This is a genomic window from Nitratireductor luteus (genome assembly GCF_026162365.1).
Classification (GTDB): Bacteria; Pseudomonadota; Alphaproteobacteria; order Rhizobiales; family Rhizobiaceae; genus Chelativorans; species Chelativorans luteus.
The window spans coordinates 287,767-303,127 of record NZ_JAOANW010000004.1 but is presented as its reverse complement, the minus strand read 5'-3'; the positions used below and the strand labels follow the sequence as shown (position 1 = coordinate 303,127).

The window sequence follows — 15,361 nt, the reverse complement described above, 5'->3', positions numbered from 1 at the left end:
GGTGATTCTGGTTCATCATTCATCATGCTCGACAAAGTGCCTCTTTCGCTTTTGCGCGCCTTTGAAGCGGCCGGTCGCGCCGGCTCTTTCCGGGCTGCTTCGGAGGAACTGGCACTGACGCCGAGCGCAGTCAGCCATGCGATCAGGAAGCTTGAGGTCCTGTTGGGGGTGACACTCTTCTTCAGAACCGGCCGGACGATCGAGCTCACACCGGAAGGCTATGCGCTATTCGAAATGGTCTCGCGCGGCTTTCAGGAAATCCGCGACGGGCTCCAGATGATTTCCACACGCAACCCCAACCTGCTTCGCCTCCATAGCGCACCAAGCTTTGCGACACAGTGGCTGACCCCCCGCCTTCGGAGATTCTTCGCCGACAATCCAGGCCTCGACATCCGCCTTGCTGCAAACACCACCTACGCCGATTTCTCCGAAAGCGAATTCGACGCGGATATCTTCTACGGCGTCCCGAAACAGGAGGGCGTCGAAATAATCTCGCTCGGCGAGGAAACGGTTACACCTTTGTGTGCGCCCGGCGTAGCCGAGCTCATAAACGGCGTTGACGATCTCTTCGATCAAATCCTGATCCAGAGCGATAACAAGATGATCCGCTGGAGCGATTGGTTCCGCGCCAACAAACTGCGCTCACCTGAACCACAGGGCCCAAGGTTCGACCGAAGCTACCTCGCGATCGCCGCCGCTGCGGATGGATTGGGCGTCGCCCTTGAATCGACACGGCTCGCCGAGCAAGAGTTGCAAGACGGGCGCCTGGTCCGGCCGTTGAAAGACACATGCGTGGATGTTCGATACCAGGGGCACTATCTCATCTATTCACAGGCGATGAGAAATCGCACATCCATCCGGATGTTCCGGGAGTGGCTCCTGGCGGAGCTGGATCCGCACAACAAGCGTACAGGCTGACCCAGTTGCCAGCGTTCGTGAGCTGATCTCCAAAGTTAGCCTGGCTAGGCTATCCCATCACCTCCGCAACCTTCACCGCGCGCCCTTCCTTCACCGAGCGCAGCGCCGCATCGGCGAGTGCCAGCGCGACCAGGCCGTCGCGCCCCGACGGCGAGACCGCGGCACCGCTTGAGATCGCCGCGATGAACGCGGCTATTTCGGCCGCATAGGCTTCGGTGTAGCGGGTCATGAAGAAATCGTGCAGTGGCGGGCGCGTGAAGCCCGTCTCGTTAGCGATCTCTATGGAGACCGGGCGTTGGTTTTCCGCCGCGACCGCACCCTTGGAGCCCAGCACCTCGATGCGCTGATCGTAGCCATAGGTGGCGCGGCGCGAGTTGGAAATGGCGCATTGCTTGCCGGAAGCGGTGGTCAGGATGAGGGAGACGCTGTCATGGTCGCCGAGCTTGCCGATTTCCGGATCGACCAGCACCGATGCGGTCGCAAACACCGACTCCGGCTCCTCCCCCAGAAGGAAGCGCGCCATGTCGAAATCGTGAATTGTCATGTCGCGCAGGATGCCGCCCGAGGATTTGATATAGTCCGCCGGCGGCGGGCCCGGATCGCGCGAGGTGATCTGTATCATCTCGACCGAACCGATCCGGCCTTCATCGATTGCCGCGCGCACGGCAGAGAAATGCGGATCGAAGCGGCGGTTGAAGCCGACCATCAGCACCGCGCCGGTTTCTTCGACAACGGAAAGGCAACTCTTTACGCGGGCCAGATCGAGGTCGATGGGCTTCTCGCAGAACACCGCCTTGCCGGCGCGGGCGAAGCGCTCGATGAGATCGGCGTGAGTATTGGTCGGCGTGCAGATCACCACGGCGTCGACGTCGGACGCCGCCTCGATCTCGTCGATCGAGCGGACGGCGCAGCCATAGGCTCCGGCAATAGCCTGCGCCGCCTCGGCAAAGGCATCTGCAACGGCAACAAGCTTGGCGTCGGCATTGCCGGCGATCGCCTTGGCGTGGACCTTGCCAATGCGGCCGGCACCGAGGAGAGCAAATTTTACGGTCATGGGAGGTTCTCTTTATATCTTCGCTAAAGGGTCGAAACAGACTTTGCGGAACCGCTATTCGGGATAGGCGCCCGCAACATTCTGGTCACAGTCGATGATCGCGCCGGTCATGACGCCGGACTGCGGCGACAGGAGGAACGTGGCAAGCGGCGCGACCTGATGCGGTTTGACCAGCTGGCCGAACGGCTGTTCAGCCTCGGCCAGTTCCAGCCAGTTGTCCGGCGCGTCATGATGGCGTTTCTGGGTCGCGTCCTCGCCCGGCGTGTCCATCCACCCGCACGCGATGGCATTGCAGCGGATATGGTCGCGGCGGTGTGCCTGAGCCGTGTTCCTGGTGATATTCGCAAGAGCCGCCTTGGACGCGGAGTAAGGCGCCAGATAGGACTGGCCGCAATGGATCACCATGGACACGATATTGACGATCGACGCATGGATCCCGTGATCCCGCGCCTGCCGGACGAAAGCCTGCATGGTGAAGAAGGGCCCGCGCGCGTTGACATCCATCAGCCGGGCCCAGACCTCCGGCGTGGTATCGAGCAAGGTTCCGCGGTCGCATGCCGCGGCGGCATTGACCAGCGCATTGAGCGGACCGATGAGCGCGCCGGACTGTTCGATCACGCTATGGCAGTCATCGAGATTTCCAAGGTCGGCGGCAACGAAACGGGCATCGCAGCCAAGTCCGGCCAAAGCAGCAGCCGCGTCGGCGCCTTTTGCCCGGTCGCGCCCTGTAAGGACGATAGCCCGGCAACCTTCCTCGACCAGTTGCCGCGCGATGGCGAAACCCAATCCCTGGGTGCCGCCAACGATGACAGCGCGTGTATTTGCATTTCGCATTGTGCGCTCTCTGTTGCGCTTGTAGATGCTCCCGGCCAAGGTCCGGGAAAAAGAAGCCCGACAGCACCCGAAGGCGCCGCCGGGCCACGGGAGGATCAGATGTAGCTTGCGTTTTCGTGTACGCCGGACTGCACTCCGGTGATGAGGGAGACCACCTCGTTTCCGTCTGTCTTGCCGGCCTCCAGCATGCCGGCGATGCGGCCCCGGCGGAATACCCATATCTTGTCGACCAGGTTGAACACCTGGCGCAGATTGTGACTGACCAGGATCAGCGGGATGCCGCGCTCCTTCAGGTTGCGGATGATGTTTTCGACCTGCGTCGTCTCCTGCACGCCGAGCGCGGCCGTGGGCTCGTCCATGAGGATGAGCTTGGAGGCAAAGCTGGCGGCGCGGCTGATGGCCACGCACTGGCGCTGGCCGCCCGACATGTTGGCGATCGAATTGTGCAGGTTGGGGATCTTCACACCGGTCTTCTCCAGCGCCTCGCGCGAGCGCTGGTACATCTTGCGCTGGTTGAGGAAGCTGAAGGGGCCGAGGTTGAAATAGACCTCCTCACGGCCGAGAAAGATGTTGGACGGCACGTCGAGGTCGTCGGCCAGCGCCAGGTTCTGGAACACCGCCTCGATGCCGACCTCGCGCGCAGCGACAGGATTGTGGAACTCCACCTCCTTGCCCTCGAACAGGATGCGCCCTCTGGTCGGCTGCTCGACGCCGGTGATCTGGCGAACGAAAGTCGACTTGCCCGCCCCGTTGTCGCCTACGATGGCGACGTGCTCGCCTTCGTAGAGTTCGAAATCTGCATCCTCCAGCGCATGCACGCCGCCATAATGCTTGGTGAGACCCTCGGTCTTGAGGATGATCTTGCGATCGGTGCTCATATGTTCCTCCCTTTGCGCCAGAGCGTCGCTCAGCGCGACGATGCGCGCATGCGCTGTCGGTAGACGTCGGCTACCACGGCAGCGACGATGATCGCGCCCTTGATCATCTCCTGGTAGTAGGCATCCAGCCTCAGAAAGGTGAACCCCGAGATGATGACGCCGAATATGACGGCGCCGATGAGCGTGCCGACGATGGAGCCGCGCCCGCCGGAAAGCGACACGCCGCCGATGACCGCCATGGCGATGGCGTCGAGCTCGTACATGATGCCCATGCCGGCCTGGGCGGTCAGCCCGCGCGCGGCGACGACGATGCCGGCCAGCGCGGCCAGAAGACCGGCGATGGCGTAGACGATCACAAGATGACGTTCGACATTGATGCCCGACATGCGCGCCGCCTGCTCGTTGGAGCCGATCGCATAGGTATGCTTGCCGTAGACGGTGTATTTCAGCGCGACGTGGAACAGCGCCGCGACGGCCAGGAATATGATGACGGGTGTCATGCCCTGACCGAGAGAAGCAAAGGTGTCGGTCGGGAAGGAAACGGGCTGGCCCTTCGTATACCACTTGGCCACGCCGCGCGCCGTCACCATCATGCCGAGTGTGGCGATAAACGGCGGTATTCTGGTGAACGCGATCAGCAAGCCGTTGATCAGGCCGGCGAAAAGGCCGCAACTCAGGCCTATGAGCAGGGGGATGATGACCGGCAGATCGGTCCATTCGGGATAGACGGCGCGGGGGTAGGTACTCACCTGGGCAAAGCTCATGGCGACCATGGCGGTCGCGCCCGCCACCGAGCCCGATGACAGATCGATGCCGCCGGTGATGATGACCTGGGTGACGCCGATGGCGATGATGCCGATGACGGCCACTTGCAGGATCATGATCGAGAGGCGCTGCGGGTTGAAAAGAAAGCTCTGCCCCTGAAGCATCCAGCCGAGAATTTCGAAGATCAGGGCGATGCCCACCAGACCGAGCAGCGCGTTGAGCTCGTGGGAACGCGGCCGCTTGTGGGTTTCGTCCGGTTTGTCGGGCGTGATCGCCTGTGCCTGGTTTGCCATCGCTTTTGTCCATCCTGAAGCGCCGGCCACATTCCTGCATCGAGCAGTTCAAGCACTTGTGTGCCGGCTACCGTCCCGCACCTCGAACCGCCGAGACGCGGAGACCGTTGGAGAGATTGCGAGGACCCGACCGGAGAGAAAGCGCGTCCGGCGGATGCCTTGCAGTTCGCAGCGCCGTGCGTCTTCACGGACATCGGTGGCGCTGCGAACGTTCGTTTTCCACGCGCCAGCAATTCCGAGATCCATTGTGGTCCCGGAACCCGGCGCCCCGGCCCGATCAGTTCTTGCTGGTGAACTGATCGATGTTTTCCGGCGTGACCAGCTGGAAGGGGATGTAGACCTTCTGATCCACGTCTTCGCCGCTCGCCAGTTTCAATGCCGCATCCACAGCGCCCTTGCCCTGGCCCGCTGCATCCTGGAAGACAGTGACATCGAGGTCCCCGGCCTCCATCGCCGCCAGCGCATCCTGGGTCGCGTCGACGCCGCCGACCAGCATTTCGTCCATGGAAATGCCGGCCGTCTTCATGGCCTGGATCGCCCCGATGGCCATCTCGTCATTGTTGGATACGAGTGCGTCGAACTTCAGGCCGGCGGAAAGCCAGTTGGTCATCAGATCGGCCGCCTCGGTGCGGTTCCAGTTGGCTGTCTGCTCTTCGATGATTTCCATGAAGGAACATTCATCTGTAGCGATGACGTCATGGATGTCCTGGGTACGCTGGCGTGCGGCCTGGTTGGAAAGCTCGCCCATCATCACGACGATCTGGGCGCCGTCGCCCTTGCCCTGCTCCTTGAGGAGCCGGCAGATCTCCTGTGTCTCCAGCGTGCCGGACTCGCGCTCGTCGGACGCGACGAAGGCCTGATTGTCGGGTAGATCGTCGACATTGACGGGTTCGCGATTGACATAGACCAGCGGCACGCCCGCATCGGCTGCGGCCTTGCTCATGGCGACGGTCGCGTCCGTATCGACCGGGTTGACGATTACCGCATCCACGCCCGAAGCGATGAAGTTCTGGATCTGGTTGAGCTGTTTTCCGACGTCGTTCTGCGCATCCTCGATCTGCAGGTCGACACCATCCAACTCTCCAGCGTAATCCTGCATACCGTTGCGCAGAACCGTCAGGAAGTTGTCGTCAAACAATGCCATCGAGACGCCGATCTTCTCGGCCATGGCCGAGCTCGTCATCAGCGCCGAAAGAGCTGCACCAAGCAAAAACTTCTTCATTGATTTCTCCTCCACATTGGGTGCCCGGCATCACCCGAACCAGACCGGATTCCCTCCAGGGGATTTTCCAGAGCGTTTACAGTGGCTTGTCTATCCTGCACCTGCGTTCGCATCGTGCGGTCCCTATCAAAAATGGAACACAGCCACCATAAATCGCTCAATATGTAATTTTTATTCCATTTTTTACGCCGCCGTCAAGCGGTATTCTATTTTCCACCACGGTCGTGTCCCGAGATGTCAAACCCAAGCCGGGATAACCGCATCCCGCTCGATGACGCTGATGCTGGCGGCAAGCGCGGTTTCCAGCTCTGTCTCCCGGTGGACCAGTTCGGAAAACGGCTCGAACGAGAAGAACCCGTCATATCCGCCCGCGACGAGGGCGCGGATCTGTGCCGCGTTCCCTAGCCGGTCGTGCTCGTCGACCAGGATGCGGTGGCCGTCGCGCATGTCCGGCACCGCGACCGAGGGATCTCCCACGCCCGAAATATGAACGAGGCCGGTGTCGAGCGGAAACAGCGCCTCCTCTCCGGCCAGGAAGTGATGGAAAGTGTCGTGGACGAGGCTGAAAACCCTTTCGGCCTGGAGCGCGCGGATGGCCTCCAGCGCCTCCGATTTCAGCCGCAGCGAGCAGACCTCGAAACCCAGCGGCTCGACCAGCCCGCGAATGCCGGCGTCCTCCAATATGGGGCGCAGCGCCTTGAGCGCGATGCGCAGATTGGCTTGGCGCTCGCCGTTCGCACGGCCCGTTCCGTCGTTGACGGGGACGAGGACCAGCGCCTGCGCACCGCAATCGCGGGCATAGGCGGCAAGCTCACGCGCCTCGCGCTCGCGTTCGGGCGTCCACTCGTTGAAGCGCTGAAGGGCGTTGATCGACAGGATGCGCTGACCACGTTCCTCGGCGGCCCGTTTGATCTGTACGGCGGGAGTGCCATCGAGAATCGCATTGCCTGCTAGATCGTTGCGGATCTCCACGCCGGCGACGCCAACAGCCGATGCGAGGTCGAACAATTCCATTACCGACCGGCTCGGCGCGCACATGTGATTGAGCGCAAACCGGGATTTGAATGCTGACATGCAGGCCTCCCTGACCCTTTCAAAGTTGAAGCCCGAAGCATGAAGAGAGCCAGCAGGACGGTCAATGAGGATATGCGATAAAACCTCTCATTTGTGATAGATTCTCATCCCACACCGGTCACCTGTGCGGCCGTTACGTCAAAGACTCTCGGCCACATGGATCGCCATCGGCAGGAAAAGCTGACCCGGCGGATCCGCGGGGCCGGATTTTGCAGCGCCAATCATCAGGTCGATCAAGGCCCGGGCCATCGCCGCGGGTCGCGTCGAGAGGGCCGCGATCAGAAGCCCCTCCTGCAGCGCCAGGGTGGAATCGGCGGTGAGCTCGTTGACCACCACCGACGGACGCGGGGCTTGCGCGGCCGTTTCCCGCAAGGCGGTTATGGCGCCTTCCATGCCGCCGCCGGCCACGTAGAAACCTGCAAGGTCGGGATGACGCGAAAGCAGGCTCAGCGTTGCCTCGTAAGTAACCTGCCGGGTTTCCAGATTGACCAGCGTTTCCAGTATCTCGAACTGGGGCCCGTATTCGCGAAAGAAGCTGCGGAAGCCGGTCTCGCGCAATTCGTGGCCATGCCAGCGGTGGCTGCCCACGAAGATCGCCACCTTGCCCAGTCTCGGCGCTGTGCGGGCGATGAACCATGCCGCAGTGCGCCCCACTTTCATGTTGTTCAGCCCGACATAGCTATCGCGCACACCTTGGGCGAAATCCGACAGAAGCGAAAAGACCGGCGTTCCTTCCGCCCGAAGCGCCTCGACGGTCTGCGTCACCAGATGATGGTCGAGGCTGGTGGCCGCGATGGCGTCGCAGCGGCCGGCCAGCGCCCGCATCGCCTCACAAACCTCCGCCGGCGTCTGGTTGCGAACGAAGACGATATGGGCCCTGCCCTGGATGTCGCGGCGCGCGGCGACCGCCTCTTCCAGCGCACGGGCCATCGCCTGGTAGAAGGGCTGCGTCTCCTTCTGCAGGACGAAGCCGAAATCCATTCTCGGCAGATCGGCGGTGATGCGCTGGTGAATGAGGGCGGCGGCGTGGTAGCCGATCTCGCTCGCCGCCTCATAGACGCGGCGGGCCGTCTCTTCGCGCACCCGGTGGCGGCCGTTCAGGACGCGGTCGACGGTGGCCACGCTCACGCCTGCCTTGCGGGCAAGATCGGCAATGGTGGGGCGGCGGGCCATGTCGTTCTCCCCGGTGAGGAATTCACATCATGCTTTTACGCATATCATGATAGTAAATGAAAGAAAAACTTTCATTCTGCTTGAGGCATCACCGCGCGTTCCGTAGTCTCTGCGCATCAACTGGCGGATAGTCAGGGAGGAACACTGAACCATGGCAGCGGCAAAACGCGACTACAGCCTTGTCGGCCCCAACGCCAGGCGCGCGGTGGAGACCGGCCTCGCCTCGGCCGAATGGTACCATACGGACGTGCCGCGCAAGGAGATGAAGGCGCTGATGAAGCGCAGCGACGGGCCGGCGATCCGCGACACGGTCCTATGGCTCGGGTCGATGATCGTTCTGGCCGGCGTCGCCGTCTACCTGTTCCCTTCGGCCTGGTCGGTCCCGTTCTTCCTCGCCTACGGCGTTCTCTACGGCTCGGCCGCCGATTCGCGCTGGCACGAATGCGGGCACGGCACCGCCTTCAAGACGCGCTGGATGAACGACGCCGTCTACCAGATCGCCTCCTTCATGATGATGCGCAATCCGGTCACCTGGCGGTGGAGCCACGCGCGCCACCACACGGACACGGTGATCGTCGGCCGCGATCCCGAGATCGCCGTCATGCGCCCGCCCGACCTTGCGCGGCTGGCACTCAATTTCTTCGGCATCATCGATGTCTGGCATGCGGCCGTCGATCTCGCGCGCAATGCCTCCGGGCGACTGAGCCCCGAGGAGGCGACCTTTATTCCCGAGCAGGAACAGCCCAAGGCCATACGCATTGCACGCATCTGGGTGGCGATCTACGCTGCCACCGGTCTTGCAGCAACTGCAACGGGCTCGATCCTGCCGTTCCTGCTGATCGGCGGCCCGCGTCTCTACGGCGCCTGGCACCATGTCATGACCGGCCTCTTGCAGCATGGCGGCCTGGCAGATGACGTGACGGACCACCGGCTGAACAGCCGCACCGTCTACATGAACCCGATCAGCCGCTTCATCTACTGGAACATGAACTATCATGTGGAGCACCACATGTTCCCCATGGTTCCCTATCACGCGCTGCCGCAGCTGCACGAGCTGATCAAGCACGACCTGCCCGCGCCCAACCGTTCGATCCTCGACGGCTACCGCGAGATGGTGCCGGCGTTCCTGCGCCAGCTTCGCTACGAGGACTACTACGTGGTGCGCGCGCTGCCGGCGACGGCCAAGCCCTACCGGGCCGAGTTTCACGAAGTCGAGCCGGACCTGGCGCCGGCGCAATAGCAGACACTAGGGAGGTACGCATGAGCCAATGGGTGGAAGCCTGTGCCGTCGACGATGTCGAAGAGGAAGACCTCATCCGCTTCGATCATGACGGCCGCACCTTCGCGATCTATCGCAGTCCCGACGACGCGTTCTACGCCACAGACGGCCTGTGCACCCATGAACATGTGCACCTGGCGGACGGGCTGGTGATGGATCACATCATCGAATGCCCCAAGCACAATGGCCGGTTCGACTATCGCACCGGCGAGGCCAAGGGCGCGCCGGTCTGCGTCAATCTCAGGACGTATCCGGTCAAGGTCGAGGACGGCCGCGTCCTGATCGACCTGTCCTGACGATGGGCCGCATGGTCATTGTCGGCGCGGGCGAGTGCGGCGTGCGCGCCGCATTCACTCTGCGCGAAGAAGGCTACGAGGGCACCGTCACGCTGGTCGGCGAGGAGCCGCATCTTCCCTATGAGCGGCCGCCGCTTTCCAAGAATGCGCCGCCGGCCGTCAAACTCATCGCGGAGGAGACGCGCTACCGGGACCTGTCCATTGATCTATTGCGCGGCACCCGGGGCCAGCGCATCGACCGGGAGAACAGGCGCCTCGTTCTCGCGGACGGCCGGACGCTCGACTACGACAGGCTGCTGATCGCGACGGGCGCGCGGGCGCGCCGCTTTCCCGGCATGGAAAAGGCGTGCACCCTGCGCAGCGTCGGCGATGCGGACGCCATCCTGTCGGCCATCGATGCCGGCACAAAGCTCGTCATTATCGGCGGCGGCTTTATCGGGCTGGAGCTGGCGGCCACGGCGCGCGGGCTGGGCGCGGAAGTGACCGTCCTTGAAGCCGCGGACCGGTTGATGGCGCGGGCCGTTCCGGCGGAGATCGCGGCCATGTTCGAGGACCGCCACCGGCAGGAAGGCATCCGCCTGCGGCTCGGGGCCAAGGTCGAGACATTGGAGGAACATATCGTAGAACTGGCGGACGGGTCGCGGATCGAAGCGGACATCGTGGTGGCCGGCGTAGGCGCCGAGCCCATCACGGGCCTTGCGGCCGATGCCGGGCTCGCCGTCGACAACGGGATCGTCGTCGATGGATGCCTGCGAACGGCCGACCCCAGCATTTTCGCCGCCGGCGACTGCTGCAGTTTTCCCTATCGCGGAGCCCCCGTGCGGCTGGAAAGCTGGCGTTGCGCGCAGGATCAGGGCGCCCACGCCGCCCGCGCCATGCTGGGCTGCGGCGACAGTTTCGGGCGCGTGCCCTGGTTCTGGTCGGATCAGTACGATCTCGGCCTGCAGGTCGCCGGTCTTGCGCGGGCCGATCAGCCCTTCCTGAAGCGGGAGGCGGGCGACGGCGCCTTCGTCCTGTTCCAGCTCGACGGTCAGGGCCGGGTGCTGTCGGCCAGCGGCGCGGGGCCCGGAAACGCCGTGGCGCGCGACATCTCGATTGCCGAAAAGCTGATCGAACGCGGCATCGCCGTCGCGCCCGAGGTGCTTTGCGATCCGGGCACCAGACTCAAACAATTACTGAAGGGATAAAGGATGAAGCGCGCACAGCGAAAGACGGTGCAGGATCTGCGGGACCTGCGCGGCAAAAGGCAGCTATCCATGCTGCGGGTCACGACGCTGGAAGAGGCGGAGGCGGCCGAGTGCGCCGGGATCGACATGGCGTCGGTGCCGACGGCCATGATGCTCGACCCCGCCTTCCGCGACGCCGCGCCGTCGATCTTCGCCGTGCCCGGCGAGAACTTCTACGAGATCGGCACGACGGACGACTTCATCCGCTGGGCTTTCGCGCTCTACAAGGCGGGCGCGGACGCGGTCTATTGCTCGGCCGGCACGCAGACCATCGCACGGCTTGCCGCCGAGGGCATTCCCGTTTGCGGCCATGTCGGCCTAATCCCTTCCAAGGGCACCTGGACCGGCGGCTTTGCGGCGGTGGGCAAGACCTTGGAGACGGCCAAGCTCGTCTGGAACCAGGTGAAGGCGCTGGAAGAGGCCGGTGCTTTCGCCGCCGAAATCGAAGTCGTGCCGGAGGCGATCGCCACCGAGATTTCACGCAGAAGCTCGCTTTTCATGATCTCCATGGGTGCCGGTGCGGGCTGCCACGCGCAATATCTGTTCTCGGACGACGTGCTAGGGGCCAACACGGGCCACGTTCCCCGTCACGCCAAGGTCTACCGCAACTTCGCCGCCGAGTTTGCGCGGCTTCAGGAAGAGCGCACCTCCGCCTATCGGGAGTTCGCCTCCGAGGTCCAGTCCGGCGCCTATCCGCAACCAAGCCACAAGGTTGCCGCCAGGGACGAGGTGCTGAACGCGTTCCAATCCTGGCTCGACGGCGTATAGAGACATCGGCCCCACCAGCCGGCGCCCGCCCCCGCACGACAACCGGACCTCATCCATGACACACAAGACATTCGACATCACCCTTTCCTGCGAGGACAGGCCGGGCATCGTTGCCGCGGTGACGACCGAGCTTGCCGGGCTTGGCGCCAATATCGCCGAATCCAACCAGTTCTGGGATCAGCGGACCAACCGCTTCTTCATGCGCATTTCGTTCACGGTGGCGGAAGGCGTGGGGCGCGAGGAGATAACGCGCGCGCTGGAACCGGCGATCGCGCGCTTCGACATGAAGACGGCGCTGGCCGACCGCGGGCGGCGGCCGAAGATCGTCATCATGGTCTCGAAATTCGACCACGCGCTGCTGCATCTTCTCTACCAGATCCGCGTCGGATGGCTGGATGCGGAGGTCGTCGCCATCGTCTCCAATCACGAGGATTCGCGCCGCACAGCCGAGGCCGGGAACATACCCTACCACCATTGGAAGGTGACCAAGGACAACAAGGCGGAGCAGGAGCAGAAGCTGCTCGCGCTGGTCAAGGAAACGGGCGCGGACCTCGTCGTCCTTGCCCGCTACATGCAGGTGCTTTCCAACGAATTGTCGAACCGTCTGTTCGGCAAGGCGATCAACATCCACCACTCGTTCCTGCCCAGCTTCAAGGGCGCCAAACCCTATCACCAGGCCCATGAGCGCGGCGTCAAGCTGATCGGCGCCACCGCGCATTACGTGACGCCCGACCTCGACGAGGGGCCGATCATCGAGCAGGAAACCGAGCGGGTGAGCCATGCCATGAGCGCGGAGGATTTCGTGGCTGCCGGGCGCGACATCGAAAGCCGGGTGCTGGCCCGCGCGGTCAAACTGCATCTTGAAAGCCGCGTCATGCTCAACGGGCACAAGACCGTGGTGTTCGCCAAGGGGTGACGCGACAGGCCGCCAACTGCCGGGCGACGCATGATTCAACCTGATCCGCCTTCGGCCGCCAACCTACCCCAACACGCTCAAACAATCCCGGCCGACCGCAGGGAGAGCCTGGACCCATTGGGTTTGCGCGGCCGGGTTCCGCAGAAGAAATTGCCATACTGACCTGCGCCAACCTGAGGACCGGGCCGCGCTCTACGATGCTCTTCCAATAGGTCCCGGCTCTCCCTGCGGTCGGCCGGGATGACGGCAGGCCGTTTGCCCCGTCCTGAACTCATCAAGCTCAAATCAAGGGCGGATCTCAATGGCGCAACGGTGCCGGTAGGGCGCTTCCGGCGTCACGATCGTATCCGGGAAGTGGGGATTGTTGACCGCATCGGGGAAGTGCTGGTCCTCCAGGCACATGCCTCCGAAGCGCGGGTAGCGCCGGCCTCCGAGCCCTTCCACCCTGATATCCATCTGGCCGCCATTATAGACCTGCAGACCCGGCTGATCGGTGAACAGCTCGAGGCGCAAGGAGCCGTCCGGCGCGACGAGGCAGGCCACCGGATCGGCGGGGTCGCGCCGGGTATCGAGCACCAGATTCTGGTCGAGAATGACCGGCGCGCCGCTTTCATCGCGCATGGGATGGCCATGCCTGAAATCGAAGCCGGTGCCGGCAACGGGCTTGATCTCGCCGGTCGGGATGAGCGCGTCGTCGGTGACCGTATAGGCGCTTGCGGCGACCTCGAGGCGATGGTCGAACACCTCGCCGCCGCCCATCAGGTTGAAGTAATTGTGCTGCACCAGATTGACCGGCGTCGGCGCGCTCGCCACGGCGGCGAAATCGATATGCAGGCGATAGCCGTCGAGCCGGTAGATCACCTCCATGTCCAGGCTGCCCGGATATCCCATATCGCCGTCGGGGCTGGACAGGGTCAACCGCAGGGCATTTGCCACCAGCGGCTCCAATTTCCAGAGCCTGTGCGAGATGCCGCCGGGGCCGCCATGGAGATGGTTGGGGCCCTCATTCGGCGTCAGCTCGTATTCCTGGCAGTCGAGCGTGAACCGGCTGCCGCCGACGCGGTTCGCCACCCGCCCGGCCAGCGCGCCGAAATAAGGGCTGTGGGCCGGATAGTCCTCGAAACGGTCGAAGCCCAACACGACCGACCGCATCTGCCCGCCTACCGGAACCTGCCAATCGCGGATGACGCCGCCGTAATTCATGACGTTCAGGCGGACGCCGGCTTCGCTCTCGAGCACGGCTTCGACGACGTCCCCGCCCTGCCATTCGGCAATCTTCCTCACGTCGCCCGCCATGCTCTCCCCCATTTGCCAATTGTCGCGCGACAATTGCGGGAGAGCTCAGCCACAGTCAATGGCTTGTCCGGGTTCAAACCGCGTCGAGCCGGGTCCAGGCGCTGTCGGCGCGGGACGATGCGACGCAGGCGGCGATGAAGCGCATGCCGTCCACGCCGTCATGAACGGTGGGCAGAGGCAGGTCGGGCAGCGCCGAGCCGTCCCGCCTGGCGCGAATCATCGCGGCGGCTTCGGTGTAGAGCGTCGCGAAGGCTTCCAGATAGCCTTCCGGATGGCCGCCGGGAATGCGGGTCACCCGGGCTGCCGCGTCGCCCGCCCCCGCGCCGCCGCGTGTGATGAGGCGGCGCGGCTCGCCCAGCGGCGTGAACCACAGATAGTTCGGATCGGCCTGCACCCATTCGATGCCGCCCTTGGTGCCGTAGACCCTGAGCTTCAGCCCGTTCTCGTTGCCCGGCGCCACCTGGCTGACCCAGATCGTGCCCTTGGCGCGCCCGCCGGCAAAACGCAGCATGATATGCGCGTTGTCGTCGAGCTGCCGGCCGTCGACGAAGCTGTCGAGATCGGCGGCAAGGCTCTCGGCCCTGAGGCCGGTCACGAAGGAGGCGAGCTGATAGGCATGGGTGCCGATATCGCCGATCGCCCCGCCGGCGCCCGAGCGTGCCGGGTCGGTGCGCCAGGAGGCCTGCTTCTGGCCGGTCTGTTCGATGGGCTCGGCCAGCCAGTCCTGGGGATATTCGGCCTGGACCAGGATGATGTCGCCCAGCGCGCCATCGGCCACCATCTGGCGCGCCTGCCGGATCATCGGATAGCCGGAATAATTGTGGGTGAGGACGAACAGCCTGCCGCTTTTGTCGACCGTTTCGGCAAGCTGCCTCGCGTCCTTCAGGCTGGAGGTCAGCGGCTTGTCGCAGATGACGTGGATGCCCGCTTCGAGGAAGACCTTTGCGGCCGGAAAGTGGACATGGTTCGGCGTGACGATGCTGACGGCCTCGATGCCGTCCTCGCGGGCGGCCTCCTTCGCGGCCATCTCCTCGTAGCTGCCATAGGAGCGATCGGGCGCAAGGCCCAGCTCCTCGGCCGAAGCCCGCGCCCGCTCGGGGTCCGAGGACAGCGCTCCGGCCACCAGCGTATAGTGGCCGTCAAGGCGCGCGGCCATGCGGTGCACCGCGCCGATGAAGGCCCCTTGCCCGCCGCCGACCATGCCGAGGCGGACCGGTTGGTTGTTTGCGATCGTCGATGCGGCCGAAACCATGAGCTTCCCTTTCGTCTTCCAGAGCAATTCCAGGAAAAGTGGGAACCGGTTTTCCGTCCGGAATTGCGTAAAATCAAGCAATCAGTCAGTTCACCGTTTCCGCGAAACGGTGAACTG

General features: G+C 63.8%; 15 protein-coding genes. 6 read left to right on the top strand and 9 right to left on the bottom strand.

Annotation, left to right across the window (positions count from 1 at the left end):
• Positions 1–24: 24 nt before the first annotated feature.
• Positions 25–918: a LysR substrate-binding domain-containing protein gene (locus N1058_RS06625; protein WP_265516782.1), complete on the top strand. Its 894-nt coding sequence runs from the start codon at positions 25–27 to the stop codon at positions 916–918.
• 49 nt (positions 919–967) lie between these two features.
• On the opposite strand, the gene iolG is transcribed toward N1058_RS06625, so the two are convergent.
• The 7 genes from iolG to N1058_RS06590 form a co-directional block, all read right to left on the bottom strand.
• The gene (iolG, locus tag N1058_RS06620; protein ID WP_265516709.1) at positions 968–1,972 is read right to left on the bottom strand and encodes an inositol 2-dehydrogenase; all 1,005 of its coding nucleotides are present in this window, start codon (positions 1,970–1,972) and stop codon (positions 968–970) included.
• Between the two features lie 54 nt (positions 1,973–2,026).
• Positions 2,027–2,806, bottom strand: coding sequence for an SDR family oxidoreductase (locus tag N1058_RS06615; protein ID WP_265516708.1), 780 nt, complete (start codon positions 2,804–2,806; stop codon positions 2,027–2,029).
• Between the two features lie 95 nt (positions 2,807–2,901).
• A complete protein-coding gene (locus N1058_RS06610; RefSeq protein WP_265516707.1) occupies positions 2,902–3,684 on the bottom strand; it encodes an ATP-binding cassette domain-containing protein in 783 nt (260 codons plus the stop codon).
• 29 nt (positions 3,685–3,713) lie between these two features.
• A complete protein-coding gene (locus tag N1058_RS06605) occupies positions 3,714–4,742 on the bottom strand; it encodes an ABC transporter permease (RefSeq protein ID WP_265516706.1) in 1,029 nt (342 codons plus the stop codon).
• A gap of 277 nt (positions 4,743–5,019) precedes the next feature.
• Positions 5,020–5,964, bottom strand: coding sequence for a sugar ABC transporter substrate-binding protein (locus N1058_RS06600; protein WP_265516705.1), 945 nt, complete (start codon positions 5,962–5,964; stop codon positions 5,020–5,022).
• A gap of 237 nt (positions 5,965–6,201) precedes the next feature.
• Entirely contained in the window at positions 6,202–7,038 is an 837-nt protein-coding gene (locus N1058_RS06595) for a TIM barrel protein (protein ID WP_265516704.1), read from the bottom strand.
• 138 nt (positions 7,039–7,176) lie between these two features.
• Positions 7,177–8,211, bottom strand: coding sequence for a LacI family DNA-binding transcriptional regulator (locus tag N1058_RS06590; protein WP_265516703.1), 1,035 nt, complete (start codon positions 8,209–8,211; stop codon positions 7,177–7,179).
• Positions 8,212–8,362: 151 nt separating this feature from the next.
• On the opposite strand from N1058_RS06590, the gene N1058_RS06585 reads away from it, so the two are divergent.
• From N1058_RS06585 to purU, 5 genes are read left to right on the top strand one after another with little or no spacing between them, the layout of a single operon-like run.
• Complete coding sequence (locus N1058_RS06585; protein WP_265516702.1) at positions 8,363–9,451, top strand: fatty acid desaturase family protein; 1,089 nt, start codon at positions 8,363–8,365, stop codon at positions 9,449–9,451.
• Between the two features lie 20 nt (positions 9,452–9,471).
• The gene (locus N1058_RS06580) at positions 9,472–9,786 is read left to right on the top strand and encodes a MocE family 2Fe-2S type ferredoxin (RefSeq protein ID WP_265516701.1); all 315 of its coding nucleotides are present in this window, start codon (positions 9,472–9,474) and stop codon (positions 9,784–9,786) included.
• Positions 9,787–9,788: 2 nt separating this feature from the next.
• Positions 9,789–10,973 (top strand): NAD(P)/FAD-dependent oxidoreductase, encoded by a 1,185-nt coding sequence (locus N1058_RS06575; RefSeq protein ID WP_265516700.1) that lies wholly within the window; start codon positions 9,789–9,791, stop codon positions 10,971–10,973.
• Positions 10,974–10,976: 3 nt separating this feature from the next.
• Positions 10,977–11,780 (top strand): 3-methyl-2-oxobutanoate hydroxymethyltransferase, encoded by an 804-nt coding sequence (locus tag N1058_RS06570; protein WP_265516699.1) that lies wholly within the window; start codon positions 10,977–10,979, stop codon positions 11,778–11,780.
• 55 nt (positions 11,781–11,835) lie between these two features.
• Positions 11,836–12,696 (top strand): formyltetrahydrofolate deformylase, encoded by an 861-nt coding sequence (purU, locus tag N1058_RS06565; RefSeq protein WP_265516698.1) that lies wholly within the window; start codon positions 11,836–11,838, stop codon positions 12,694–12,696.
• Between the two features lie 285 nt (positions 12,697–12,981).
• Here the strand turns inward: purU and N1058_RS06560 are convergent, their stop codons facing one another.
• On the bottom strand, positions 12,982–13,992 hold the full coding sequence (locus N1058_RS06560) for an aldose epimerase family protein (protein ID WP_265516697.1): 1,011 nt from the start codon (positions 13,990–13,992) through the stop codon (positions 12,982–12,984).
• Between the two features lie 73 nt (positions 13,993–14,065).
• The gene (locus N1058_RS06555; RefSeq protein ID WP_265516696.1) at positions 14,066–15,244 is read right to left on the bottom strand and encodes a Gfo/Idh/MocA family protein; all 1,179 of its coding nucleotides are present in this window, start codon (positions 15,242–15,244) and stop codon (positions 14,066–14,068) included.
• Between the last annotated feature and the right edge of the window lie 117 nt (positions 15,245–15,361).

What these genes read in the sequence shown, in the direction of transcription:
- N1058_RS06625 (WP_265516782.1), top strand. Translation starts at nt 25, where the DNA reads ATGCTCGACAAAGTGCCTCTTTCGCTTTTGCGCGCCTTTGAAGCGGCC.
- iolG (WP_265516709.1), bottom strand. Translation starts at nt 1,972, where the DNA reads ATGACCGTAAAATTTGCTCTCCTCGGTGCCGGCCGCATTGGCAAGGTC.
- N1058_RS06615 (WP_265516708.1), bottom strand. Translation starts at nt 2,806, where the DNA reads ATGCGAAATGCAAATACACGCGCTGTCATCGTTGGCGGCACCCAGGGA.
- N1058_RS06610 (WP_265516707.1), bottom strand. Translation starts at nt 3,684, where the DNA reads ATGAGCACCGATCGCAAGATCATCCTCAAGACCGAGGGTCTCACCAAG.
- N1058_RS06605 (WP_265516706.1), bottom strand. Translation starts at nt 4,742, where the DNA reads ATGGCAAACCAGGCACAGGCGATCACGCCCGACAAACCGGACGAAACC.
- N1058_RS06600 (WP_265516705.1), bottom strand. Translation starts at nt 5,964, where the DNA reads ATGAAGAAGTTTTTGCTTGGTGCAGCTCTTTCGGCGCTGATGACGAGC.
- N1058_RS06595 (WP_265516704.1), bottom strand. Translation starts at nt 7,038, where the DNA reads ATGTCAGCATTCAAATCCCGGTTTGCGCTCAATCACATGTGCGCGCCG.
- N1058_RS06590 (WP_265516703.1), bottom strand. Translation starts at nt 8,211, where the DNA reads ATGGCCCGCCGCCCCACCATTGCCGATCTTGCCCGCAAGGCAGGCGTG.
- N1058_RS06585 (WP_265516702.1), top strand. Translation starts at nt 8,363, where the DNA reads ATGGCAGCGGCAAAACGCGACTACAGCCTTGTCGGCCCCAACGCCAGG.
- N1058_RS06580 (WP_265516701.1), top strand. Translation starts at nt 9,472, where the DNA reads ATGAGCCAATGGGTGGAAGCCTGTGCCGTCGACGATGTCGAAGAGGAA.
- N1058_RS06575 (WP_265516700.1), top strand. Translation starts at nt 9,789, where the DNA reads ATGGGCCGCATGGTCATTGTCGGCGCGGGCGAGTGCGGCGTGCGCGCC.
- N1058_RS06570 (WP_265516699.1), top strand. Translation starts at nt 10,977, where the DNA reads ATGAAGCGCGCACAGCGAAAGACGGTGCAGGATCTGCGGGACCTGCGC.
- purU (WP_265516698.1), top strand. Translation starts at nt 11,836, where the DNA reads ATGACACACAAGACATTCGACATCACCCTTTCCTGCGAGGACAGGCCG.
- N1058_RS06560 (WP_265516697.1), bottom strand. Translation starts at nt 13,992, where the DNA reads ATGGCGGGCGACGTGAGGAAGATTGCCGAATGGCAGGGCGGGGACGTC.
- N1058_RS06555 (WP_265516696.1), bottom strand. Translation starts at nt 15,244, where the DNA reads ATGGTTTCGGCCGCATCGACGATCGCAAACAACCAACCGGTCCGCCTC.